The 24,301-nt window shown below is 62.9% G+C and carries 13 protein-coding genes; 7 read left to right on the forward strand and 6 right to left on the reverse strand.

Annotated features, from left to right (window positions below; all coding sequences use genetic code 11):
• Nucleotides 1-11: 11 nt before the first annotated feature.
• The 6 genes from vccD (VSP_RS06000) (at nucleotide 12) to vccD (VSP_RS06025) (ending at nucleotide 14,353) form a co-directional block, all read left to right on the forward strand.
• Nucleotides 12-623, forward strand: a complete 612-nt coding sequence (gene vccD, locus VSP_RS06000) for a Verru_Chthon cassette protein D (RefSeq protein ID WP_009959408.1) — start codon at nucleotides 12-14, stop codon at nucleotides 621-623.
• 94 nt (nucleotides 624-717) lie between these two features.
• Nucleotides 718-8,004, forward strand: coding sequence for an autotransporter-associated beta strand repeat-containing protein (locus VSP_RS34090; RefSeq protein ID WP_081452419.1), 7,287 nt, complete (start codon nucleotides 718-720; stop codon nucleotides 8,002-8,004).
• Nucleotides 8,005-8,038: 34 nt separating this feature from the next.
• Nucleotides 8,039-12,070, forward strand: coding sequence for a Verru_Chthon cassette protein A (gene vccA, locus VSP_RS06010; protein WP_232289552.1), 4,032 nt, complete (start codon nucleotides 8,039-8,041; stop codon nucleotides 12,068-12,070).
• The gene (gene vccB, locus VSP_RS06015; protein WP_009959412.1) at nucleotides 12,067-12,582 is read left to right on the forward strand and encodes a Verru_Chthon cassette protein B; all 516 of its coding nucleotides are present in this window, start codon (nucleotides 12,067-12,069) and stop codon (nucleotides 12,580-12,582) included. Before vccA ends, vccB begins: the two co-directional genes overlap by 4 nt.
• A 15-nt stretch (nucleotides 12,583-12,597) precedes the next feature.
• Nucleotides 12,598-13,728 carry a Verru_Chthon cassette protein C gene (gene vccC, locus VSP_RS06020; protein WP_009959413.1) on the forward strand — a complete coding sequence of 377 codons (1,131 nt, stop codon included), beginning with the start codon at nucleotides 12,598-12,600 and terminating at the stop codon, nucleotides 13,726-13,728.
• Nucleotides 13,718-14,353 (forward strand): Verru_Chthon cassette protein D, encoded by a 636-nt coding sequence (vccD, locus tag VSP_RS06025; RefSeq protein WP_081452420.1) that lies wholly within the window; start codon nucleotides 13,718-13,720, stop codon nucleotides 14,351-14,353. Before vccC ends, vccD (VSP_RS06025) begins: the two co-directional genes overlap by 11 nt.
• Nucleotides 14,354-14,643: 290 nt before the next feature.
• Here the strand turns inward: vccD (VSP_RS06025) and VSP_RS06030 are convergent, their stop codons facing one another.
• Both VSP_RS06030 and VSP_RS06035 read right to left on the reverse strand, forming a co-directional pair.
• Nucleotides 14,644-16,458: an IS1634-like element ISVsp1 family transposase gene (locus tag VSP_RS06030; RefSeq protein ID WP_009959415.1), complete on the reverse strand. Its 1,815-nt coding sequence runs from the start codon at nucleotides 16,456-16,458 to the stop codon at nucleotides 14,644-14,646.
• Between the two features lie 320 nt (nucleotides 16,459-16,778).
• The gene (locus VSP_RS06035; protein ID WP_009959416.1) at nucleotides 16,779-17,792 is read right to left on the reverse strand and encodes a L,D-transpeptidase; all 1,014 of its coding nucleotides are present in this window, start codon (nucleotides 17,790-17,792) and stop codon (nucleotides 16,779-16,781) included.
• Nucleotides 17,793-19,035: 1,243 nt separating this feature from the next.
• Here VSP_RS06035 and VSP_RS06040 point away from each other — a divergent pair.
• On the forward strand, nucleotides 19,036-19,680 hold the full coding sequence (locus VSP_RS06040; protein WP_009959417.1) for a hypothetical protein: 645 nt from the start codon (nucleotides 19,036-19,038) through the stop codon (nucleotides 19,678-19,680).
• A gap of 2,107 nt (nucleotides 19,681-21,787) precedes the next feature.
• On the opposite strand, the gene VSP_RS34095 is transcribed toward VSP_RS06040, so the two are convergent.
• The 4 genes from VSP_RS34095 to VSP_RS06065 all read right to left on the reverse strand — a co-directional run bounded on the left by VSP_RS34095 (nucleotide 21,788) and on the right by VSP_RS06065 (nucleotide 24,209).
• Nucleotides 21,788-22,333, reverse strand: coding sequence for a hypothetical protein (locus tag VSP_RS34095; RefSeq protein ID WP_156346416.1), 546 nt, complete (start codon nucleotides 22,331-22,333; stop codon nucleotides 21,788-21,790).
• 584 nt (nucleotides 22,334-22,917) lie between these two features.
• On the reverse strand, nucleotides 22,918-23,235 hold the full coding sequence (locus VSP_RS06055) for a hypothetical protein (protein WP_009959420.1): 318 nt from the start codon (nucleotides 23,233-23,235) through the stop codon (nucleotides 22,918-22,920).
• Nucleotides 23,232-23,618, reverse strand: coding sequence for a hypothetical protein (locus VSP_RS06060; RefSeq protein WP_009959421.1), 387 nt, complete (start codon nucleotides 23,616-23,618; stop codon nucleotides 23,232-23,234). The genes VSP_RS06055 and VSP_RS06060 overlap by 4 nt, the downstream gene beginning before the upstream one ends.
• Before the next feature lie 48 nt (nucleotides 23,619-23,666).
• Nucleotides 23,667-24,209: a hypothetical protein gene (locus VSP_RS06065; protein WP_157210759.1), complete on the reverse strand. Its 543-nt coding sequence runs from the start codon at nucleotides 24,207-24,209 to the stop codon at nucleotides 23,667-23,669.
• Nucleotides 24,210-24,301 lie beyond the last annotated feature (92 nt).

Consider the following 24,301-nt stretch of genomic DNA (forward strand, 5'->3'; position numbering starts at 1 on the left):
CCCGTCCACCGGTGAAGCGCCCCCTCCATTCCACTGCCGCCGGGTTCACCCTGGTGGAGATGCTCGTCGTCGTGGCCCTGCTCAGCCTGCTGGTCACCATGGCCGCCATGTCTGTGCCCGCCGCCCTGGGCAGCCAGCGTCTCTCCGGCGCCGCCCGCCAGCTTTCCGCCGATCTCAACCAGGCCAGCCTCCTGGCGCGGAAGGAGGACAAGCTCGTGGAGATGCGCTTCTATGAACTGCTGCCCACCACCCGCCAGGGCACTCTGGGCTACCGCGCCTACCAGATCGGGCTCGTCACCGGCTGGGCCTCTGATGGCAAGCCCCAGGTCACCTTCTCCAGCGAGCTCCAGCGCCTGCCGGATGACGTGCTCCTCATGCCGGATGCCAGGTACAACACCCTCCAGAGCCAGGCCGTCCACACAGATGGCACCGCCGGCGGGGAGCAGAACGTGAGCTACGTGAGTTATTTCCTCCACGTCAACGGCAGCACCACCCTCCCGCCCGGCCAGCCCGCCGTGATCACCCTCGTGCGTGAGTCCCCCCAAGGTGTGCCCTCCGGTCTGCCGGATGATTTCCGCTCCGTGGTGATCGATCCCGGGACGCATCAGACGCGAGTCTTTTAAGCTGAATGAATTTTTCCGGGGAAACGGGGAATCACGTGCCGCGCACTGCCTCCGCTCCCCCCCTACGCAGCCCTGCCCTCCTCTCACTCCCGCCATGCCCTCCTCCCGTCGCCAGCCAGTGGTCTCCCACGTATCTCCCCTCCGTCGTGGAGGCGCGCCTCCCTGCTGCCCAGGGGGGTATGACCGCCGGTGGGCCGCGGGCAGGGGCGGGGTATGGTGCCTCATTGCGGCGGCTCTCTTCAGCGTAGTGGGCAGATCTCCCGCCGCCACGGGAGCCTGGGATGGCAGCCAGGATGCTGCATGGTCCAGTGCTGCCAACTGGGACACGAATGCCGTGCCGGGTGCGGGTGACAGCGCGGTCTTCAACAGTGCGGGCCATGCCAATACGGTCATCAGTCTCGGGGCAGGGGTCACCTTGCAGACCCTCACCTTTGACACCGTGCACGGCTCCTCCTATGTGCTTGGCACAGGTGCCGCCGGCAGCCAGAGCCTGACCCTGGGCAACGGGGGCAGCGTCATGATGAGTGCGGCTCTGCTTAACAATCAGCTCATCAATGGGGCCCTCATCCTCGGGACAGATGCCACCGCGCAGGGCTACACGATCACCAACAATCACACCACCGCGCAGCTCAATTTTGCAGGTCCGGTCACGGGCGGATCAGGCGGTGTGGCGGGAGTGAAGACCCTCACGCTGACGGGCAGTGGCGGCGGCACGATCTCGGGAGTTATTTCCAATGGCGGATCCTCCGCCCTCGCAGTGACCAAGACCGGCTCCGGCACCTGGGTGCTGGCGGGCGCGAACACCCACACGGGGGCCACCACGGTCACCGCGGGTGTGTTGCGGCTGGCCCATGCCAATGCCGTGCAAAACAGCACCCTCACCAACAACGTGGCCAACGGCGTGAGGTTTGGCACCGGGGTCTTGAAGTTCAATGTGGGCGGACTGGCCGGGAACTCCGCCCTCGCGCTCACAGACGTGGGCGGCTCCGCGGTGACGCTGACCGTGGGCGGCAATGATGAAAACACCACCTACAGCGGCGTGATGAGCGGGACGGGTGGCCTGATCAAGACCGGCTCCGGCAACCTGACCCTCTCGGCCATCAACACCTTCAGCGGGAATACCGTGGTCAATGAAGGGACGCTTACCCTGAGTGCGGGCGGCAGAAACGGCGCGGTGACGGGAACACTGACGGTGAATGCGGGTGCCCTGGTGGAACTGAGGGCGGTGAACGCTCTTGGCTACAACGACGGCGTCCGGGTGAACACCGTTTACCTCAATGGCGGCACGATCAACCACGCCGTCACGGGTGATCAGGGCTATCGCACCAACTTCGTGCTCACCGGTGGCTTCATGACTTCCACTTCCGGGGCTGCCTTTCACTTCACCAACAACTTTGGCATCTTCAGCATGGCCAGCAGCACCACCTCTGTGGTCAGCGCCAATGTCAACGCGCGGGACCAGGGGCCCGTGATCTTCAATACGGCGCTCGGCACCACTGCCAGCGGGGTGGATTTGCTCGTCTCCGGGAACGTCACCGGAGCTGCGGGCATCGCCAAACTGGGTGCCGGCACGTTGCATCTCACAGGCACAAACACGTACACTGGCGCTACGATCATCCGTGGGGGATTGCTCAGAATAGGTGATGGCACGACCGGCTCGCTCAATGGCACGACTGGCACGGCACTCACCTTTGCCAGCACCGGAGCAATAGAGTTCAAGGAAGCAGCGGACAGATCTCAGGGAATGGGCGCGCTCAATTTCACTGGAGGGGACGGCTCGGTGACCTCCACCTATGCTGGAAGCGGGAACACGACGCTGACCTTTGCTTCTTTCACCCGGGCGGCGGGAGCCACGGCAAACTTCGTCGTCTCCGGCGGCCTCAATGGCACCACGAACAAGATCGTGGTGACCACGGGTCTCACCCCAGGTAGTTTCATTGACCAAGGGACCTTCTTCGGCGGCAGCCGCTATGCCTTCTACGCCGCGGAAGGTTATATCCGGGAACTGCAATACGGTGCTGATGCCGGGGCCTTCACCTTCGCAGGCGGCACCAGCCTGACCGGCACTCATGTGCAAACCACTGACGCCGTCACCGCCCAGAGCACGGCCACCTTCACCACGCTGAACCTCAACGGGAACACGAACTTCACCCTGGCCACAGGCTCCATCGTGACAGTGAACGGCATCCTGAAATCCGGCAACGTCGCGGGCGGGGCCACGATCTCCGGCGGGACGGGCATTCAGGCAGCGAGCGGGGCGGAGCTCGTCATCCGCGCAGATCAGGCCGGTGACTCGCTGGCCATCACGACGAACATCCTTGCCAACGGTGCCAGCTCCCTGACCAAAAGCGGGCTTGGGACCGTGGCGATTACAGGAGCCAACACCTACACCGGCGCCACCACCGTGAATGCCGGCGTCCTGCGGGCCACGACCAATGCCACCGCGCTGGGCGCTGGTGCCCTGGCCCTTGCGGGCGGGGAGTTGCAGCTTGCCAACAATACGGCGCTGAATTTTGGCCGGAACACGACCGTCACTGGCGATGCCCGCCTCACCTCTGACCGCCTCGCGCTCGGGGCGGGCGTCACGCACACGCTGGGCACCCTCTCCATAGGTGGGCAGCGGCTGGTCATTGCGGGTGGGGCCAATGTGAACAGCGGCACTGCCGGCATCACCTTTGGTGCGGTCACCTTCACAGATGCGCCCACCTTCCATGTTGTGAACCCTACTGCCGGCGGCACCACCCTGCTCACTCTCGGTGCGGTGACCAATGCCGGCTTCAGCGCCACCATCACCGGGAACGGCAACGTGGCGCAATCCGCCGTCATGGATGGTGCAGGCGGCCTCATCCTCGGTGTGGCCGGCGGGGCCACCTATTCGGGCACCACGACACTGAATCGTGCCAACACGTACACCGGGGAGACCGTGGTGAACTCAGGCACGCTGGAGATCTCCACCAGTGGCGGCACCAGCGCCCTCCGCGGGGTCATCACCGTGAATGCAGGCGGCGTGCTCAAGCTCTCCGCGAATGATTCGCTGGGCTACAATACCGACCTCGCCGTCAAGACCATCAATCTTGTGGGCGGCACCGTCACCAATGGCTTTGCCAACCAGGGCTACATCACCAACTTTGTTCTCACTGGCGGTACCATGGCCTCCACGAACAACGGCTCATACCACTTTAGCTCAGGGTACGGCATCACCACCCTCGGGAGCACCAGCACCTCGCTGATCAGCAGCCGCATCGTCGTCCGCGGTGGATCGCTGAACTTCAACATCGCCGCAGGAGCTGTGGCCAGCGGAGTGGACCTGCTGGTTTCCAATGTCATCAGTGAAGCCAACAGCGGTTCAGGAATCACAAAATCCGGGGCCGGCCTGATGCATTTGACGGCCGCCAACACCTACGCCGGCATCCTCACCCTCAATGGAGGCACCCTCCGTGCGGCCACGGCGGGCATCAATGGGACCAGCACCACCAACGGCATCACCTTCAACGGGGGCACGCTCCAGGCCGATACGGGCGGGATCAGCACCGCCAAGATCATCAACCTCACGGGGGCTGGCACCTTTGATACGAATGGCAACGACTCCACCCTGTCCGGCAACGTTGTCGGGCTGGGCTCCTTCACCAAGACCGGGGCAGGGGTTCTCACCCTGAGCGGCGCGGGGAATACCTTCGGCGGCGGCCTGACCGTCACCGGCGGCACTCTGCTGGTGGACAACGCGAACCAAGGCGTGCTGGGCACCGGCACCGTCACCATGGGGGCGGGGGCCACGCTGGATCTCAACGGGAACAGCCAGACCACCGGCCTGCTCAAGACCTATGACGATGCCTCAGCGATCAGCATCCGCTCCAACAAAGCCTCTGTCGCCACAGGGCTGACGATCAGCGGCACCGGGAGTGAGACCTTTGGCGGCAGCATCAGCAACGGGCTCTCCTCCTCCTTCAGCCTTACGAAGGAGGGGCTGGGCACGCAGACCCTCTCAGGAAACAACACCTACACCGGGGCCACGCAGATCAATGCGGGCCTGCTCCGCATCACCGGGCGCCTGGGGAATACAGCGGTCCAGGTCGGCACCTCCGGGGCGTTGGGCGGCTTTGGCTCCATCGCCGGGCTCGTTTCGCTCAGCGGCCCGGGTGCCGCCATCAATCTCCAGGACGGGGTGACAGGCACCCTGACCCTCTCGGCAGGGCTGACGCTGACGGGCGGGAGTGCCCTCTTCTTTGAGCTGGGAAACAACGCGTCCGACCAGATTGCCCTCACCGGCGGCACTTACACTTTTGTCAATGGCATCGCCATGATCAATCTGCTGAACCTCACCGGCTATGGTGCGGGTTCCTACAACCTCATCACCGGAGCCTCCGGCATCAGCCTGGCCAACTTCGAACTCGCCGCCCCGTCCCTGGCGGGCTACAACCTTTCCCTGGGGGTCACCGGCGGGAACACCCTGACGCTGAATGTCTTCATCAGCAACTCGCCCACCGTGGCCTATTGGAAGGGGGATGTGAACGGCCTCTGGAATGCCAACAGCGGCGGCAACTCCAACTTCACCACGGACGCGGGAGGCGCTGCAGACCCCGGACAACTGGTGGACGGCACCACAGCCCTGACCTTCTCCGCCACGGGTGCGGCGAATGAGAGCAACACCACCCTGGGCGCGGACACCGCCATCAAAAGTCTCACCATCAGCACGCCCAACGCCGTGGGTATCGGCGGGGCCAATGTGCTGACGATTGCCGATGCCGCGGGCATCACCATCCATGCCGGTGCGGGTGCCCTGACCCTCTCTGCCAGCGAGGTGGCCCTGGGCCTCAGCCAGACCTGGACGAACAACTCCGGCAATGCAGCGGTGATTTCCTCGATCATCAGCGGTGCCCGCACGCTCACCCTCGCGGGCACAGGGGTGTTCACCTTCTCAGGCCCCAGCACCTACTCCGGCGGCACGATCCTCTCTGACGGCACGACGCTGAACATCAACCATGGCGGCTCTGGGGCCGGAAACTCCGCCATTGGCACCGGCACGCTCACGATCAACGGAGGAACGCTCGACAACACCAGCGGCGGCTCCGTGACAGTCGGAACCAACAACGCCCAGATCTGGAATGGCAATGTGGTCTTCGCAGGCTCCAATGACCTGAACCTGGGCACCGGCGCGGTGATGCTGACGGGCAACCGCATGGTGACGACCCAGGGCTCCGCCACACTGACCTTGGGCGGCGGGCTGAGCGGCACCGGGTTTGGGTTCACCAAGAACGGGACCGGCACCCTCGTCCTCGGCGGACAGAGCACGTACACGGGCATCACCACCGTCAACGAGGGCATGCTCCGTGTGACCGGCACGATCAATGCGCTGAACACTGCCAACACAGGGCAGATCACCGTGGGGGACGTCGCGAACGTGAATGCCATTCTCTCCATCGAGGGGGGCACCGTGAACGCCACCAAATCAGCCACCCCCAGCGTCAGCATCGGCCAGGCTGCGGGGAGCCGGGGGTTCATGAAATTGTCTTCCGGGGTGCTCAATGTCACCGGCCAGCTCCACCTGGGCCGCGGGCAGGGGAGCTATGCTGCCCTCACCATGACCGGCGGCACCCTGACCGCCGGCAACTGGTTCGTCACGGGGGCCAACAACGACCGCGCGGTGATGAACCACACCGGGGGGGATGTCTTTATGAACGCCAACGGCATGACCATCGCCGCAGGCGGCGCCGGGGCCATCGGGGTTTACAACATCGGCGGCACCGCCACCTACTCCGCGCTCAGCGGCTCGGGCAGGATCTATGTGGGTGAGAACGGCATGGGTATCATGAACCTGACGGGAACCGCCTCTGTGAATATCGCCTCCAACGGGGTGCAGATGGGCCAGAACGCAGGCTCCAGCGGCGTCCTCAACCTGCTGGGTGGCACACTCACCACCTCCCGTGTCAGCAAAGGGGCGGGCACCGCCGTCTTCAACTTCAATGGCGGCCTTCTGCGGGCCTATGCGGCCAGCACCGCCTTCATGACCGGCCTGACCAGTGCCAACGTCCATGCAGGTGGAGCCCGGATTGACTCCAACGGCTTTGACATCACCATCAGCCAGGCGCTCCTCGCGCCTGAGGGCAGCGGCGTCAGTGCCATTGCCGTCACCAGTGGGGGCGCAGGCTATGTGGACACGCCTGTGGTAGTGCTCAGCGGGGGCTCCGGCACGGGTGCCACCGCGGTGGCCACGGTGGTGAATGGCGTGGTGACGGGCTTCGTCATCACCAATCCCGGCACCGGCTATGTGGAGGGGGATGTCCTCACCGTCTCCCTGCATGGCGGCGGTGCCACCACGGCCGCCTCAGCGGGCACGGTCACCTTTGCCGCCAATACGAGCGGCGGCCTGACCAAGACGGGCGCAGGCACGCTCACGCTTTCAGGAGCCAACACCTACACTGGCGGCACCACCGTCAACGAGGGCGTCCTCGCCTTGGGTGCCTCCGGCGTGCTGGCTGACACCGGTGCGGTGACCGTGAATGGCTCCACGGCGGCGCTTAGCCTGGGGGAAAACAACGAGACCGTGGCGGCCGTGACCCTTGCTGACGGCAAGATCGAAGGCACCACCGGAGAGCTCAGCGCCTCGTCCTATGACATGAGGAATGGTCTCGTGGATGCCATCCTGGCCGGCAATGCGGCACTTGCCAAGACCACCACCGGCACGGTGCGTGTCTCCACAGCCAATACCTACACCGGTGGCACCACCATCAGTGCGGGCTCTTACATCATTGAGAACACGACCGGCAGCGGCACGGGCACGGGCGATCTCACGGTATTGAGCGGGGCCCGCTTCGGCGGGGCAGGCCGGGTTCAAACGGCCGCCAACAGAAACATCACCGTGGCCTCCGGAGCCACCCTCCAGATTGGCAAGGTGGGCGCCTACGGCGATTCCGCGGGACAGAGCCTGACCCTGAGCAACAGCGGCACCGGCATCATCAGCCTGCAGGGCACGATGGAGTTCGACATTGTGGACAACTACGGGGGCGACTTCAACCTCGATGCCCCGCTGCTCACGAACGATGTGCTCGTGCTGGAGAGCGACTCTGCCATCGTGCTCAGCGGTACGCTGAAGGTTTCAGACCTCACGGAGAGTGCGGAGTTCTGGTCAGAGATGGACAAGTGGCAGCTCATTGACTGGTCGAACGTGGTGGTGGATGGCAACCCCAACGCCGGCAAGTTCACCGGTGGCTTCGGCGGCATGATCCTGCCGAACCTGGGCGAGGACTACAGGTGGCAGATCTCCACGGACCTGAACGGCCTCTACATCCAGATCGTCGTCGTCCCTGAGCCGGGCCGGGTGGTGCTCCTGGTGCTGGCCTTCGCAGGTGTACTCCTGCGCCGCCGCCGTCGCTGTGCCCAGTGATCCGACCGAAGCAACTTCAGCCGAAATGACTGACATGAAAAAAAGCCTCATCATCCGGAAGTGGCAGCAACGTCAGGCTGGGATGGCGCTGGTGATGGTGCTCTCCATTGTGGCCTTGCTGATGGGCCTCGTCCTGGCCCTGCTCTCCATGGGCTCGTCTGAGGCGCGGTCCGCCTCCGCCTTTAGCCAGAGCTCGCAGGTGCGCAGCCTTACGGACATGCCGGTGAGCATCGTCATGGGCCAGGTGCGGGAGGCGACTTCTGGTCTGGATATGGCGGCCACGTGGGCCTCCCAGCCGGGCATGATCCGCGTCTATGGCACGGCGGCTGGCACTGTCGCAGGCAGGTCCAGGATGATCTCGGCGTGGAGACTCTACTCCTCAGACAAGATGTCGGAATCGGGCGAAAACTTCAACGCCTTGAATGAGGCTGCCACCCTCGCTCAGTGGAAGGAGAAGCCCGCCCAGTTCACGGATCTCAATGAGCCCGTGGCGCGGTTGGATGCCCGCGGCAGCATCCATCGTGTCTATCCTGTGCTGGATGCCGGTGCGCTCCAGGCCATCGATGGGGCTACCACAGGGAAGGTGGCGGGATTCGGCCTTTCCTCCTCGGTGGCCGTGCCGGGGGCGACGGCAGCGCAGCCCCTGCCCATGCCGGTACGCTGGCTCTATGTGCTGGAAGACGGGCGCCTGGTGGTGCCGCAGGGCGGGGAGGGGGGGCAGGCCACGTTCCAGAACGACGTGGTCACAGGAAATAATCCCATCGTGGGGCGCATCGCCTTCTGGACGGATGACGAGAGCTGCAAGGTGAACATCAACACCGCGGGCGAGGGCACCGGCTGGGATGTCCCTCGGGTGGCAGGCTGGTCAGACAGGAACTTTGCCTACTTCGTGCCGGCGCAGAATGAGTTCCAGCGGTACCCCGGGCACCCAGCCATGACGAGCATGAGCACGGTGCTGCAGGCGTTTGACTCCAGGTACGCGTACAGACTGCCTCAGATTCAGAGTGATGGCACGCTCGGCAACAAGGCGGAGCACAAGGCCTGGCTCGGGAGCATCTACGATCTGCTGCCCCGTGTGCAACTGGGTGCCTCAGGCGAGGGCTCCATGGGGGGCTCAGAGGTGGTCACCGCGGCCAACGGCATCCCGTTGAAGCGCGAGCGTCTCTTTGCTTCGGTGGATGAGTTCTTCTACGGCTCCGGCTATGACCCGGCCACGCAACAACGCCTGCCCAACCTCTCCGGCGGTGCCGTGGATGCTGCGGACCTTGACACGGGGCGCTTCTTCCTCACCGCCCACAGCCGGGCTCCTGAGGTTAACCTCTATAACCGCCCTCGCATCTCCCTCTGGCCTCTCCAGTCGGAGACGGCCAAGCGCACGGCCAAGGACAGGCTGCTGGCCTTCTGCGCCACCTCGGCAGGGCAGTTGGGCGCCTTCCAGCGGGCCTCCACCTGGGAGAATGACACGAACAAACAGGGCTCCTCCCAGAGCCCGACGGCGGACTTCCAGCTTCCGGGAAATCAGAGGCTCTTCAGCTACTTGCAGAAGCTCACCAAGACAGGCATCCCCGGCTTCGGTTCCCCGAGCTTTGATGACAAGTATGGTTCCTTGAACCGCAACCAGATCCTGCTCTCCATGTTCGACCTGGTGCGCTGGGGCGTGAATGCCAGCAACCCCTATGAGACGCCCAAGTACCACTACATTCCTCCCCGGTCCTACACCGGTCTGAATCCGGAGTTCCTGGCTGAGGCGTCTGCGGTGCCGGTCGTGGCCGAGGGCACGGCGTATGAGTCCTTTGGCACGAAGTTGAAGGCCTTTGGCCGCTTTCCCACCGTCATTGAGGCCTCTCTCATCTTCATGGCCACTGAGGTGGACACCCTGCCGGACGGCAGCATCAAGGACACCGCCCCTGCGGACAACCGGTCAGACAAGACCCGGCGCATGCGGGCCTTTCTGGTGCTCCAGCCCTTCACCCCTGTCATTGGCATGCCGCCCTATTCCCCCAGCGTGCGCTACCGGATCAGAGGGATGGAGGCCTGGAAGGTCAACGGCCAGCCTCTGGGTTTTGGCTCCTCACTCGTGAGCCGCGTGTGGACTCCCGCCGGAGCCACGGGGGAGGGCGGGCACTCCACCGCCTACACCTCCTTTCATTCCCAGTTCTTCAAGGCGCGAGGGAATAACGTCAAGACGGTCGCCGTAGGGGGCGTGGGCACCGATGAAACGGCATCCTTCCCGTTCGTCAGTGTGGAGGTGGATGTGTCTGCGCAGGGCGCCTTTCAGTTCACCGGCGGCCCCATCAGCATAGAGGCCCATGTCGGCGAGGGCACGGTCGGGCAGCTGGATGACGCCACCCTCATTCAAACGGCCACCATGAACTTCACGACGCCAAGCACTGCCTGGCCCGTGCCGAGCGTGCGGGTGGGCGCTGGCATGCCTTCCAATGCCAACTGGACCGTGGCCAAGGAGTGCATGGACCTGCAGGCCCGCTTCAACAAAAACAATGTGAAGGACTACCTAATCCTGCTGGGGGACACCGTCCGCTCGGTGATCGTCAATGCCCAGAACACCAACACCAAAGGCGATCTCCGCCTGCTCTCCGCCATGCGGGACATCCCTGCGGACTGCTACAGGGTGCACCCGGACTACAACAGCCCGACCAAGGAGGAGGCGCAATGCCTCCGCTCTGCCGGTACGCCATCCGCCGGCTACGGTCGCAGTTATCTCTCCACCAACACCTACAACACCGCGGGGAAACAACACATCTGGCAGATCTCCGGCTACACCATCGGGGCGGGCAAGACGGTGACGAAGTCCTACGGCCTGCTGAAGGATGTGCCCTACTGGCAGGACTGCCAGCCTGCTGTGCCCTACCAGCTCGACGGCGCCTACAACGCCGCCAACCGCCCGGGCGACTGGGACACGGGCATGGGCCGGATCGAAGACGGTCCCTATATCAACAAACCCGATGACGGAGGGGTCACGGGTGACATGGCCGGCACGCAGACGGGATACTTCGACCGCGAAGGCAGCACCCAGGCGGCTGATGGCAGACATTATTCCCCGAACCGCCAGATCGCCTCCGCCGTGGCCTTTGGCTCCCTGCCCACGGGCATCCACCCCGTGCCCGCCAACAGCAATCGCGTGGGGCCGTGGCAGACGCTCCTCTTCTGCCCCAATCCTCCCTCCCGGGTTCGAGCCTCCACCCTGGAGCCGTTGCAGACAGACCACTGGGGCTTCCGCCCGCCGCGGGATCATTTGCTCCTCGACTTCTTCTGGATGCCGGTGGTCGAGCCCTACGCCATCAGTGAGCCGTTCTCCACAGCGGGCAAGATCAATCTGAACACCCAGATCATGCCCTTCACCTTCATCAAGCGGGAGACCGGCATCCACGCGGCCCTGCGCAGCGTGCGGCTCAGCGCCCTGCCGTATGAGCTGGCCTGGGCCAGGAATGCCCCCACCTCCGGAGCCACCTCTGACGAGTCCCAGGAGAACTACAAGTCCTGGCAGGACTGGCTGAAGTTTGAGACCGTCTATGAGGTGAATGCGGAGGAGACCATGAAAGGCTTCCGCCAGCGGTTCGACCAGGGGGACATCTTCCGCAGCGCCTCGGAGATCTGTGATGTTTTCCTCGTACCCAAGCCCATGGCGGGCCGCACCTACTACCCCCGCACGGGTGGCCTGCCCAGCTCCTCGCCCACGTATGAGAGCATGGTCACCTGGTGGAATGGCAGCGCCGCCACGCAGAAGGACGGCTTTGAGCTGACGGGGGACAACGTCCGCGAGTCCCCCTACAACCAGCTCTACCCACGCCTCACCACCAAGTCGAACATCTTCACCGTGCACTACCGGGTGCAGGTGCTGAAAAAAGCCCGCTCCACCGCCCCGGCCGAGTGGGACGATGCGCGGGATGCCATCACCTCTGAGCAGCGGGGCTCGACCCTCATCGAGCGCTACATCGACCCCAATGATCCGGACCTGCCGAACTTCCTCGACAACCCGCTGCAGAACGGATCCCTGGATGACCACTACCGCTTCCGTGTCATCACGAAGAAAACCTTCGCCCCATGAAAATCGTCCTTAGACCCTCGAACCCGGACCTGCGCAGTGCCTTCTCCCTGGTGGAGACCACCATCGCGGTCGGCATCGCCGCCACGGTGCTGGTGGCTCTGATCGGGCTCATCCCCGTGTCCCTCGATACCTTGCGGGAGGCCTCCAACACGACTGCCTGCGCACGCATCGTGCAGGCAGTCTCCTCGGACTACCGCATGCGCGACTGGGGAGACATCCTCCAGCAGCAACAACAGGGGGCCTCCCGGGACTACTGCTTTGACGCCCAGGGCACCCGGGTGAGCACGGGTGACCCCTCCACCGTCTTTACTGCGCGAGTCACCGTGGCCAATGCCCTGCCCCTTCCGGGCATGATGGCCACGAATTCACGCTTGAAGGCGGTGCAGATCCTCGTGACGGGCAACGCCGACGCCGCACTCGCATTTCAAAATCCCAAGTCCTGCAAGCGGGCGCAGACCCTCCTGGCCCAGACGGGCAAGACCGCCAGCCCCGCAGCCGTGGCTTCGAACTAGCCGCCACCCCTCTTCATGGACACCGCAGCTTCCGGCTCCCTTCGCAGATTGGCCCCGTCCGCTTTCACGCTGGTGGAGCTCCTCGTCTCTGTAGGGGTGCTTGCGATTTTGATGATGGTGCTCACGCAGGTCCTTTCAGACACCCAGAAGACCTGGGGGCGGGCCAAGGCGCGTGTGGAGGAGTTCCGCGAAGCGCGCGCGGCCTTTGAGGCCATCGCCGCCCGCCTGTCTCAGGCCACGCTCAATTCCTACTGGGGCTACAAGCTGGACGCAGGCGGCGACCCCGTGCTCTACCAGCGCCAGTCAGAGCTGCACTATGTGAGCGGTCCCGCAACCACGCTGCTGGGCAGTACCGTGCCTGCGGCAGGTCACGCCCTGTTTTTCCAGGCTCCGTTGGGGGAGAATCTTGATCCCGGCACGGGCAACCCCTCATCCACTGAGCCCTATGGACTGGAGAGCATGCTCAATGCCTGGGGCTGGTATGTGACCTATGAGAGTGACATGGAGCGTCGGCCCGCTTTCCTCGATGACAAGGAGCCCCATCCCGAGCGCAAGCGCTTCCGCCTCATGGAGTTTCGTCAGCCAACGGAAAAGCTGCCCCTCTATCAACTGGTCACGCCAGCCTCAGGCGGTGCCGCCACCCCCAAGGTGCCGTGGATCGAGGCGCAGACCTCGCAAGCGGGGCTCTATGACTGGTTCCGTGTGTACCTGGCGGCGGACTCCCAGCCGGTGGCGGAGAACATTCTCGCCATCTTCGTGCAGCCTGTGTGGCCTCTGCCCGGCCAGGACACCGGGGCGGACACTACGGCCGCACCGAACTATTTGTACGACACCCGTCGGTACCAATGGCCGGAGTCATCCGGCCTCGCGGAGCGCAGCCGCCATCAGCTCCCACCCATGGTGCGGCTGACGCTGGTGGCCCTGGATGAACGCGACTGGGCCCGCCTCGACAGCACGGGCACGGATGCCCTCGCCGTGCAGTTGCGCTCTCTGGCCAATACAAAAGTGTTCACCACCTCCTCCCAGTATGAAGCGGATGTGAAGCGGCTTGAGACGGAGCTGGTCAGCCTGAAGCTGGGCTTCCGCGTCTTTTCCACGGCCGTGCAGATCCCGGCAGCCAAACTGATGTCCACCCGTGAGAACTAGCCGCCTCCCGTTCCAATCCTCCTCCTCCTCCTCCCGCGCCGCCTTCACCCTGGTGGAGATGATGGTGGTCATCGCCATGGTGGCGCTGCTGGTGGCCATGTCCACGTTCTTCGTCGGCGGCGCCCTGGCCGCCCAGCAGCTCGCTTCTTCCTCGAACCGGTTCACCCACGAGCTCGCCTTCGCCGCCCAGCTGGCCGCCCGGGAGAACCGCCTGGTGGGCGTGCGTTTCCTGAAGCGTCCCCAGGACGCGGGTGCTCCGGGCGTCACCTATTTCCAGGGCTGGCAGCTCATGGTGCCAGACCGCATCTCCGGCAAATGGAAGCCTGCAGGGGAGGTCCAACTGCTGGAGAAATCCGCCGTCATGATGGAGGGGGCCACCTGGTCCACCCTCCTGGCCCGCCCCTCTCTGGTACCTGCCTCGACCGTGGACGACCCCGACACCACGCCCCCTCTTTTCGCCTTCAAACCCGAGGGCGGCACCACCCTCCCGCGCGGAGCCACCGACCCCAAGTGGTGCATCACCCTGGCCCTGGCCAAAGACGTAGAGCAGACCCCAGGAGCCCTCCCCGCCAACTACCGCACCCTGGTCCTGAATGCCCACACCGGCGCAGTGGTGCTTTACTGAGGAAGTGAAAAGTAGTAAGTAAAAAGTGAAAAGTGGAGGAGGTCGGTGAGTGGTTGGCGGTTAGTGGTAAGTGGTAAGTGGTAAGTGGTAAATGGTAAATGGTAAATGGTGAGCAGGGTAATTAGATATGCTCTCATCACGCGAGATCCGCAGCAGGGTTGGAGTTCCGCCTTTAGCCCGACTTGGCGGATTGCCGGGGTTGATGATCCTCCAGCCCTTGATTTTGCGACATTGGGTTCAAAAAGTCTTCACTACATCTTCCGCCATTTCGCGACCTTCCGGGGTCTGCTTCAACCAGTGATTTTGGGCGGGGCCTGTTCAGGCAGCGTGATCTTGAGCTGGTCCAGCAGCAGTTGCAGATCCTTTGAAGGCTGCGTGTGGCGGCTCATCACCACCTCCCTTCCATCAGTTGTGGGCAGATGCACATCGAGCATCTGCACCGTCGCGAACTTCTCCAGCACACTTCGCGGTGTCAGCCCGCTGGCCGTCAGCCTCAAGCGCGCCTTGAGCGTCACCTGCAGGCAGTACGCCAGGAACGACACGAAGAGGTGCGCTTCAATGCGATGGTCCAACTGGTGGTGCACCGGCCGGATCCCCAGATCGTGTTTGAGCTCCTTGAACGCCTGCTCCACCTCCACCAGTTGCAGGTAATACTCCCAGAGCTTCGCGGGATCGGTCTCCGTCAAATTGGTGCGCAGCAGGTAACGCCCCTCCCGCCGCCATCCTTCACGCAACAGCTTGCGGTCCAGCTCCCAGCTCAGAGTCGCCCGCTGCCGGCCCTTGCCCTTGCTCTTGCTCTTGCTCTGGTCTTTGCCTGTTGCTGGCTGCAACTGCACGCTGACCTTGACAAAGCGCGCATCCCGCCCCGCCTCCTTTTTGGCGGCACCCAACGCTTCGTACATCGCATCACGGTGCAGGGGGCGCTTGCGCTTGCGCAACCCTTCCAGGGCATCCAGATACTTGCGCAGCCGGCGCCGACGCATCGAGCGTTCCTTGGCCACACGGTCCTGGCTTTGGGCCAGTACATAAGTCTCCCCTTCATGCGGCAGCAGTTTGACGCGCACCTGGGGGCGGGCCTGCTGCCAGGGTTGCCGGGCCAGTGACTCCTCCAGCTTGCTCAAGCGTCCTTTGGGCGTGCCCACCAGATAGCTCACCGGCGGAGTGCTCTGCCGCATCTGTTCAAGGGTCTCTTCAGTCGGGATGCCCCGGTCCATGACCCAGATGCGTTGGGCCTTGCCGTACTGGTCTTCGATCCTGGCCAGGAAGCTCTTGAGGGTGCTCTTGTCGGTGGTGTTGCCCGGCAGCACCTCATAGGCCAGCGGGAAGCCTTCGGGGGTGACGATGAGGGCAATGACCACCTGCACGCAGTCGCTGCGCTTGTCGCGGCTGTAACCAAAGCGGCGCAGACCGGTGGGGTTGTCCGGCGGGTTGCTTTCAAAGTAGGTGCTGGTCAGATCATACAGCAGCACCTCATAACGGGCTCCAAACAGGTCGCGCCAGCGCTCGGTGAGATGATCAAACAAGGCACGCTTGTGGGCCAGGATCTTGTCATGGCATTCGTAGAGACGGTGGATCTCGGCCAGGGCGAAGTCCGCGCCCAGCAGGTCGGCAATGGCCGTCTGGTCAAACCAGTGGCGGTGCAGCCGCCATTCGCTGCCCGGTTCGATGAGCCGGTAGAGCACCAGGGTCTGGAGCACCAGATCCCAGCGGGTGCCCTCACGACTGGGCGGCAGACGTGGTCGCCAGAAGTCAGCCAGGAGCAACTGCTCCCAGAGCAGGCAGGCCAGCCAGCAGGCCCCCCATTGCCGGGGCCGTTCCAGCCGCATGGCCGCAAGGCGCAGACGCACAATGGGCAACTCATCAACACCGACCTGCTCGGGAGCATGATCTTCGGCAAAGAGGGCCACCTGTTGAGGAGCGCTCTGGTCTTTGCCGAAGAGTTCAACCGTCTTGCGCCAGGAGGCTTCCTGACGACCATTGAGTTCACCCAGATAAAGGACGTGCCGCTGGACCACCTGCCGGGAACTGATCCGCCGGTTTTCGACGATGCTCCAGTAGAGGTGCTCTTTGCCATCCTTGAGCCGTTTGGTGGAACGCAGGAACATGATGGCCCAAGAAGTTAGCCAGCAAAACGCGCGTGCAACCACCAAGGTCTGCACTACAAGCCGTTTTTGAAACGGACCCTCGCAAAATCAAGGGTTGCAGCTCGATGGCAGGCCCAAAAATGCCAAAATCGGCCGCGAATCCGCCAAGTTGGGTTAGGCGGTCACGAGACAAGCGTCTCATCACATCTCCCCACCCACCCATCCCCCATCGTTCAAGGAAACAAAAAACGGGAAGCCGTCAACCCGCCTCCCGTCTTCCAAGTCACCCTCCACTGAACGCGCCGCCAACTGCCAACTGCCAACTGCCAACTGCCCACTGGCTAGTGTCCCAGCACTTCCGTGCTCGGTGCCGCGTTGCGCACGGCGGCGTGGTCGGTCACGATGACGGTCGTGCCGGGGGCGATGGTGTCGTACAGCTTGGTGGCGAACTCCGGGTTCACGGTCAGGCGCTTGCCGAGGTCGTCCACATCCAGCTTCGGGCCGCTGCTGGTCACACGCATCCACGGGCGGGCGGAGCGGCCGGGGGCCCAGAAGCTGGGCTTGTCGGTCGTACCTTCCAGCAGGGTGAAGACGTGGTTGCCCAGTTCCTTGCGCGTGCCAAAGAGGCCGCCGTCGCTGATCTGCACGGCCGCGCGGCCGATCGGGTTGCCATTGCGAAAGACGTACAGCGCCTTGTCTGCCGCGCTCACCACGATCGTGATGGGGCCGGTGGGGCTGCGCTCCGGCAGCCAGGTGTAGTCGCTCGTGCCCTGGGGTTTCAGCATCTCAGGGTTGAAGTCCTTCGGCGCCAGCATCAGGCCGGGGTTGGCCGCCAGGTGCGGCGTGGGCGTCTTACCATCGCCGATCACCACCGTGCCGCCCTTTTCCGTGAGCTTGAAGAGCAACAGGGAAAAATCATACGGCAGGCGGATGCAGCCGTGGCTGGCGGGATGACCGGGGAGGTTCCCAGAGTGCATGGCGATCCCGTCCCACGTGAGGCGCTGCATGTTTGGCATGGGCGCGTTGTTGTACTTCTTGGAGCGGTGCGACTGCTTCTTCTCCAGGATGGTGAAGACCCCGCCCGGCGTGGCGTGCCCCTTGGCCCCCGTGCTCACTGTGGAGCGGCCAATGAGGATGCCGTTGCGGTACACATGCAGGATCTGGTTGGGCACACTCACCAGCACCATGATGGGACCGCTGGGGGAGATCTCCGGGTGCCACCAGTATTCACCCGGCTGCAGGGGCCCATCCGGGGTGCCCGTGGGCGTGCCCTTGGTGTGAAAGGAGGGCATTTCCAGGGCGGACGTGGTGCCCACGAGGGCCATCAGGAGGCTGAAGAGGATCAGGATGCGCATGGGGAGGGGAGTGAGTGGTAACTGGTAAGCGGTGAGAGGTAAGCGGTGCACTGATCGGGTGAGGGAGTAAACAGCGTGAAAGACTTTTTTCGACTGTAAAACGTTCGCGGCAGGGTTGGAGTACCGCCTTTAGGCGGAATCAGTCGCACGTCTCCCGACGTCTCTCCACGCCTCGACCGCCCCATTTACCCGGTGCGCAAGGTTTGTCCATTGGATCATGCGGGAAGGTTGTAATTAATCCGTAGGATCAATCAGGTCCCCACCCCGCCCTGCCGCCGCCACCGCCGCGTTGGATATGATCAGCCGGAGGCTGTGAGTCCGCTACGCGGGGGACAGAAGACTTCAAGACACAGACGCAAGACGCAAGACGTGAGGTCAGGGGTGACCTGACGTGAAAAGGGGCGGAGGGATCGGGTTAACCACAGAGGTCACAGAGTTTCACGGAGTAGAGCCGCAAAAAGCCGCGTTCTTATCACATACCAGATTCGCAGCAGGGTTGGAGTACCGACTTTAGTCGGCTCAGAGAAGCTTGGTGAGCGCACGCATCTTGCGTGCTGTTCCCGGCATCTTGCCGGGAACGTCTGTGGCGGTCTCTTCATGATACCGGGGTCAACTCATAGGGCGCTTGGTAGTTTCCATGACCCGCCTAGAGGCGGAACTCCAACCCTGCTGCGAACGATCAGGTGGGGGAAAGACAGACCATCTCGCTGCTCATGTTCCTTCTCCGTAAACAGCGGCCAATCACTTCCAAATTCCCCTCCGCATCCGCGCCGAAGTTGGAGTACCGTCCCGCATGCGGGACCAATGCCATCAGGGAAAAGTGGAGAGGTCGAGCATCTCCCTTTTGTGAAAGTATTGAGGGCCGAAGGTCCGGCATCATTGCAGCCTTGGGCAACGCCCAAGGTAGGCGCTCGTTTTAGATGTTGAGGGCTGTAGGCCCGACGTTATTCAGGGATGCTCGTCATAGGCAGACTTGATGACACCGGGCCTACAGCCCTCAAGGGTAGTTTGGCCATCTATCCCTGGGGCGTTGCTCCAGGCTGGTATGAACCCGGACCTTCGGCCCTTCTGAAAAGGGCTCACCAGTTACAGTCGTGGCGGTTGCACTATCGCGGCTCCGAGGCGCGCCAGGGCAAAACAGCAAGACGATGCGTTTTCCCTGATGGCATTGGCCTTTAGGCGGTCACTCTCCAAACGACCCAAGACATCCTCATCCTCGACGAACTCCTGTATGTCCGCGGGAATGCCGTCGGCACGTCTCTGTCGGCGGCAGGAGGCCCTCGCTGAGGATCAAAGCCTCTCCGGTGGCGTGGAAATCCTGAAAATTCCTGCACGTAAACCGCCACCCCGCACCGTAGAAGGAAACATGAAACCGGCCGTTCTTCCCGTCGTCGTGTCTCTTGCGGTATTTCAGCTGGCTCCGATCGCCGTTGGCTCGCCACCAGATCCTCCGCCGCATGCCAAGGCCGTCCAGGCCGCTCTGGAGAAGGTGGACAAGGAGATCAAGCCCGAGCACTACGACCTCGTGGAGGTGGACCTGGATGAAGACGGGCGGAAAGACGCCCTGGCGCTGATGAACGGCCAGAGCTCCTACAGCGGCAGCGGCGGCAGCACCCTCTTCCTCCTGCGCGCGTGCAAGGAGGATGGGAAATACACCAAGGTGGGCTCCGTGAGCGTGGTCCACGCCCCCATCTACCTGCGCACCACCCGCCATCATGGCCTGCGGGACCTGCTCGTCACCGTGCGCGGCGGCGGCGCGGAGCCCGGCGTGGCCGTGCTCGCCTTCGACGGCAAGGGCTACCCCAGAAGCCCCGGCGAAGCGACAGCCAAGGTGGAGGGGAAGGACAAGGTGCTCTTCGCTGAGAAGTCAGGGGCGGATGGGAGTTGAAACGCGGTCAGGGTGCCTGCGGCCCAGTGCGTCAGTACGTCAGAGGGCAGTGCCTCAAGGCGTTGGGGCTGAAACTGTACGGAGCACAAGCTTCAGCCTGCGGAGGCCTGGGGCGCGGCCCGGAGGGGGCACTCGTAGCTGCGTTTGTAAAAACGCGGTCAGGGTGCCTGCGGCCCAGTGCGTCAGTACGTCAGTGGGCAGTGCGTCAAAGTGTTGGGCCTGGAACTGTACGGAGCACAAGCTTCAGCCTGCGGAGCCTAGAGTCGCGGTCAGGAGGAGCACTCGTGGCTGCGTTTGTAAAAACGCGGTCAGGGTGCCTGCGGCCCAGTGCGTCAGTACGTCAGAGGGCAGTGCGTCAAAGTGTTGGGCCTGGAACTGTACGGAGCACAAGCTTCAGCCTGCGGAGCCCTGGGGGCGCGGCCGGGAGGGGGCGCTCGTGGCTGCGTTTGTAAAAACGCGGTCAGGTAGCCTTCGGCCCAGTGCGTCAGTACGTCAGAGGGCAGTGCGTCAAAGTGTTGGGCCTGGAACTGTACGGAGTACAAGCTTCAGCCTGCGGAGCCCTGGGGGCGCGGTCAGGAGGAGCACTCGTAGCTGCGTTTGTAAAAACGCGGTCAGGGTGCCTGCGGCCCAGTGCGTCAGTACGTCAGAGGGCAGTGCGTCAAGGTGTTGGGCCTGGAACTGTACGGAGTACAAGCTTCAGCCTGCGGAGCCCTGGGGGCGCGGTCAGGAGGAGCACTCGTGGCTGCGTTTGTAAAAACGCGGTCAGGGTGCCTGCGGCCCAGTGCGTCAGTACGTCAGTGGGCAGTGCGTCAAGGTGTTGGGGCTAGAACTGTACGGAGTACAAGCTTCAGCCTGCGGGCCCATGGTGCGCGGCCGGAGGCGGCACTCGTAGCTGCGTTTGTAAAAACGCGGTCAGGGTGCCTGCGGCCCAGTGCGTCAGTACGTCAGTGGGCAGTGCGTCAAGGTGTTGGGGCTAGAACTGTACGGAGTACAAGCTTCAGCCTGCGGGCCCATGGTGCGCGGCCGGGAGGGGGCACTCGTAGCGGTCAGGGTGCCTGCGGCCCAGTGCGTCAGTACGTCAGAGGGCAGTGCCTCAAGGCGTTGGGGCTGAAACTGTACGGAGCACAAGCTTCAGCCTGCGGAGGCCTGGGGCGCGGCCCGGAGGGGGCACTCGTAGCTGCGTTTGTAAAAACGCGGTCAGGGTGCCTGCGGCCCAGTGCGTCGGTACGTCAGTGGGCAGTGCGTCAAGGTGTTGGGGCTAGAACTGTACGGAGTACAAGCTTCAGCCTGCGGGCCCATGGTGCGCGGCCGGAGGCGGCACTCGTAGCTGCGTTTGTAAAAACGCGGTCAGGGTGCCTGCGGCCCAGTGCGTCAGTACGTCAGAGGGCAGTGCGTCAAGGTGTTGGGCCTGGAACTGTACGGAGTACAAGCTTCAGCCTGCGGGCCCATGGTGCGCGGCCGGAGGCGGCACTCGTAGCTGCGTTTGTAAAAACGCGGTCAGGGTGCCTGCGGCCCAGTGCGTCAGTACGTCAGAGGGCAGTGCGTCAAGGTGTTGGGCCTGGAACTGTACGGAGTACAAGCTTCAGCCTGCGGAGCCCTGGGGGCGCGGTCAGGAGGAGCACTCGTAGCTGCGTTTGTAAAAACGCGGTCAGGGTGCCTGCGGCCCAGTGCGTCAGTACGTCAGAGGGCAGTGCGTCAAGGTGTTGGGCCTGGAACTGTACGGAGCACAAGCTTCAGCCTGCGGAGCCTAGGGGCGTGGCCGGAGGGAGCACTCGTGACTGCGTTTGTAAAAACGCGGTCAGGATGCCTGCGTCCCAGTGCGTCTGCCTGCGTCCCAGTGAGCCGTGCCTCAAGGATCAGGGGGCTCGATGCTCCTGAATACCCCCCCACAATAGCTCCCCATTGAAACTCATCCCAGATTGGGATGTGTACCCCAGTCCTGGGTAACTGCCACGGCAGGGGGTGCAGGTGGCAAGGCCGTTGGTGTTTCCTGAAACCGAGCCGTCAACTCCTGAATCCCCCAATCACCGTGCCGCCTTGCCCCTGACCCCGCAAATCCAGCAGAGCCCGTCGCTCCCACAGCAGTTGACGGGACCGGGCTGCGATTTCACTCCAGCTGCGACCAGCCGCTCTTCTCCTTGCCGAGTTGAAGCACGCCATAGAGGATTGCGACACCAACAAGGCCGCCCAGTGCGGAACCAATGCCAAGGCCAATGGAAAGGTTGATGCCGAACGCAATCGCAGCCGTCACAACAAATCCCCAGAAGCCCCATCTTTTCCATTTAAACAGTGCGATGGCGCAGGCGAAATTCAACAAGCTCCCGGCAATCAAAACCGGAAAGGCCCAGTCTGGCATGTTCGGAACGCCCTGTCGCACGCTCTCAGACGCAACGAGGTAAACGAGCGCCGTGCCCGAATTGGCCAGAAGCATCAACACGAGATACGCCGTGAGGCATCCGTGACGCTGTTTCGGTGATGTTGGTTGATTCGATGTCGCTGGGTTGGATGGATTCATTGTCTTGGCTTTCTTCTTCTTTGTCTGAAAACGGATGGTGCCAACCAACCTGCGTCCAAACTGGATGTCGGCAAATGGAGGCGGGCCAGGCAACTGCCGTGTCAGCAAGGGTAAAACGCCCTGTGGATTTTCTGCCACAGGAGACCCGTCTTGTCATGTTTTTTCCGTTTGTTCGCCAAGCCCATGTCTCGCGCGGCAGCACGTCGTCTGACGCCAAGGGCGTCACACAAAATAGCCCAGGGTCAGGCGAGGCACGAGCCGCCACCCTGGGTACAAACACCAGTGCCAATGAACTCCGAAGCGAGTTCTACAGACCACAGCAGTATCCCTGAGGCGTCTCTCAGATGCAGGCTCGTCGTTTCCTCATCTTCAGGTGGTCTGGACGGTTTGCAGAACTCCCTTGGGGCTCCTGAAAATCTTGCGCGGCGGTTGTTCAGAAGGTGACCCCGTCCACGGGAATAAGTCGAAAGTCTGCGAAAAGAGGACGAACCGCCTCGTTAGCCGCACCCACCTGCACGACCAACTCGACAAGACTATCACCCTCGTAGTGGACAACCACCATGCTGGTATCTTGGCGCGACTCCCATACGGAACTGCCGGCGGTGAGGCTGAGGCAGTGCCAATCGGATGCTGGGAACTGCTGCCAGATGGCTGCTGTGAGAGCTGGACTGCTTCTGAACGCAACCCAACCACCAACGGGTGCAAAATGCTGCCACTCTCGATCAGGTGCCTTCGAGTCCATATTGAAGGTTGAGATTGAGCAGACGGTGGCCAAACACAGATGACTCTCTCAGATCGAGAACAATCACGATGAAGACGTTCTTGTCGTTGGTGTTGACGAGAACGTGCTGAAAGCGCCCTGTTGCGTCGGTCCAGGCATGGCTGACACTGCCCACAGAGCAATCATGCCCAGCAAAGTGAGCGGTAGGAATGGCATCGAAGTAGTCCCAAAACGGAACAGGCGGTTCAGCGTCCAGCGCGACCCGCTGCATCGAGCCCGCGAAAGTCGCGCGAAACTCAGATTCGGTGAGATGCTTCATTCAAGGGGCGAGGCCTGAAGCTGTTGGTAGCTCCGATGCCAGCGTTCGAGGAAAGCCCATTCCTTTTCCGCGTGGGTGTCCTTGTAGAGACGGTTGGACCAGCGAGGTTGGGCGTATTGAATGAACCGAAAGCCATCATCCGTTAAGTCGGAGTTGCGGAGGGAAGTGGCGGTGGTGATCTCGGAGAGCGTCTCGGCGATGGTGCGGACGGTAAAGCCGTGGCGTTGAATGAAGTCGAGGAACTGGAAGAAGCGGCGATAAATGATCTCATCCGGGATGTGTCGGAAACCTGCGTGGGTGTGATTCTGCACGGCTTCCAAGTCCCATGCGATACTGCACACGGTAAAGTCCTTCCCGGGGCTGGGTGGCAGTTTCTTTTTCATGGGTGGACTGAACATCGCGAGGCAACGGTTCTCAGCAGCGCGCTGTTCCTACGCCTTCGGCTTCGCTTCATTGACAATCTTCTGAAACTCCGCAACGAACTTCTGAATGGAGTCGTTGTTCTTCGGGTTCGGCGTGGTGATGCGGGCCTTGATCGCGTAGTCCGATCGAATGGTGGCGTAGATCATCGACATGAGGAACCCCTGATCAGACCGGGCCGTGAAAGCCGCCTTAGACCACCCCGGTGTTGCTGAGTCATCGGCACTCTTGAACACCTTCACGTTCGAGTAGCCTCCGGATGCTTCCAGTTGTTTCACCGTCGCCAGCGTCTCATCAATGAGCATGGCCGCGGAAGTAATCTTCTTGGGGTCGATACGGCGAATGAAGACAGTAATCTCGATCTCGTTGGCGTGATACGGAATGGCGACGCCCGGTTCGCCAGTCGAAACCTCATAGTTGGTGGCTTCGCCACGCGTTGTCCCGGCGATGGTGTCAGGCAATGGAATCCCAGTTTCCATGTGTGAGAAGGGTTGAGCAGCGGAGGTGATGGCGGAAAGCAATCCGCACATGAAGAAGATGAGTACAGTTTTCACAGGTGGAGTCTTTGCGAATTTCAGGGCAAGGGCAAGAGGTGGGATCAGGGGGGCGAAACGGCTGACTCGATTGGTGTCAACAGACCAGCACG

It is taken from the genome of Verrucomicrobium spinosum DSM 4136 = JCM 18804 (genome assembly GCF_000172155.1).
Taxonomy (GTDB): Bacteria; Verrucomicrobiota; Verrucomicrobiia; order Verrucomicrobiales; family Verrucomicrobiaceae; genus Verrucomicrobium; species Verrucomicrobium spinosum.

What these genes read in the sequence shown, in the direction of transcription:
- vccC (WP_009959413.1), top strand. Translation starts at nt 12,598, where the DNA reads ATGGACACCGCAGCTTCCGGCTCCCTTCGCAGATTGGCCCCGTCCGCT.
- VSP_RS34090 (WP_081452419.1), top strand. Translation starts at nt 718, where the DNA reads ATGCCCTCCTCCCGTCGCCAGCCAGTGGTCTCCCACGTATCTCCCCTC.
- vccA (WP_232289552.1), top strand. Translation starts at nt 8,039, where the DNA reads ATGAAAAAAAGCCTCATCATCCGGAAGTGGCAGCAACGTCAGGCTGGG.
- vccB (WP_009959412.1), top strand. Translation starts at nt 12,067, where the DNA reads ATGAAAATCGTCCTTAGACCCTCGAACCCGGACCTGCGCAGTGCCTTC.
- VSP_RS06055 (WP_009959420.1), bottom strand. Translation starts at nt 23,235, where the DNA reads ATGAAGCATCTCACCGAATCTGAGTTTCGCGCGACTTTCGCGGGCTCG.
- VSP_RS06060 (WP_009959421.1), bottom strand. Translation starts at nt 23,618, where the DNA reads ATGAAAAAGAAACTGCCACCCAGCCCCGGGAAGGACTTTACCGTGTGC.
- VSP_RS06040 (WP_009959417.1), top strand. Translation starts at nt 19,036, where the DNA reads ATGCCGTCGGCACGTCTCTGTCGGCGGCAGGAGGCCCTCGCTGAGGAT.
- VSP_RS06030 (WP_009959415.1), bottom strand. Translation starts at nt 16,458, where the DNA reads ATGTTCCTGCGTTCCACCAAACGGCTCAAGGATGGCAAAGAGCACCTC.
- VSP_RS06035 (WP_009959416.1), bottom strand. Translation starts at nt 17,792, where the DNA reads ATGCGCATCCTGATCCTCTTCAGCCTCCTGATGGCCCTCGTGGGCACC.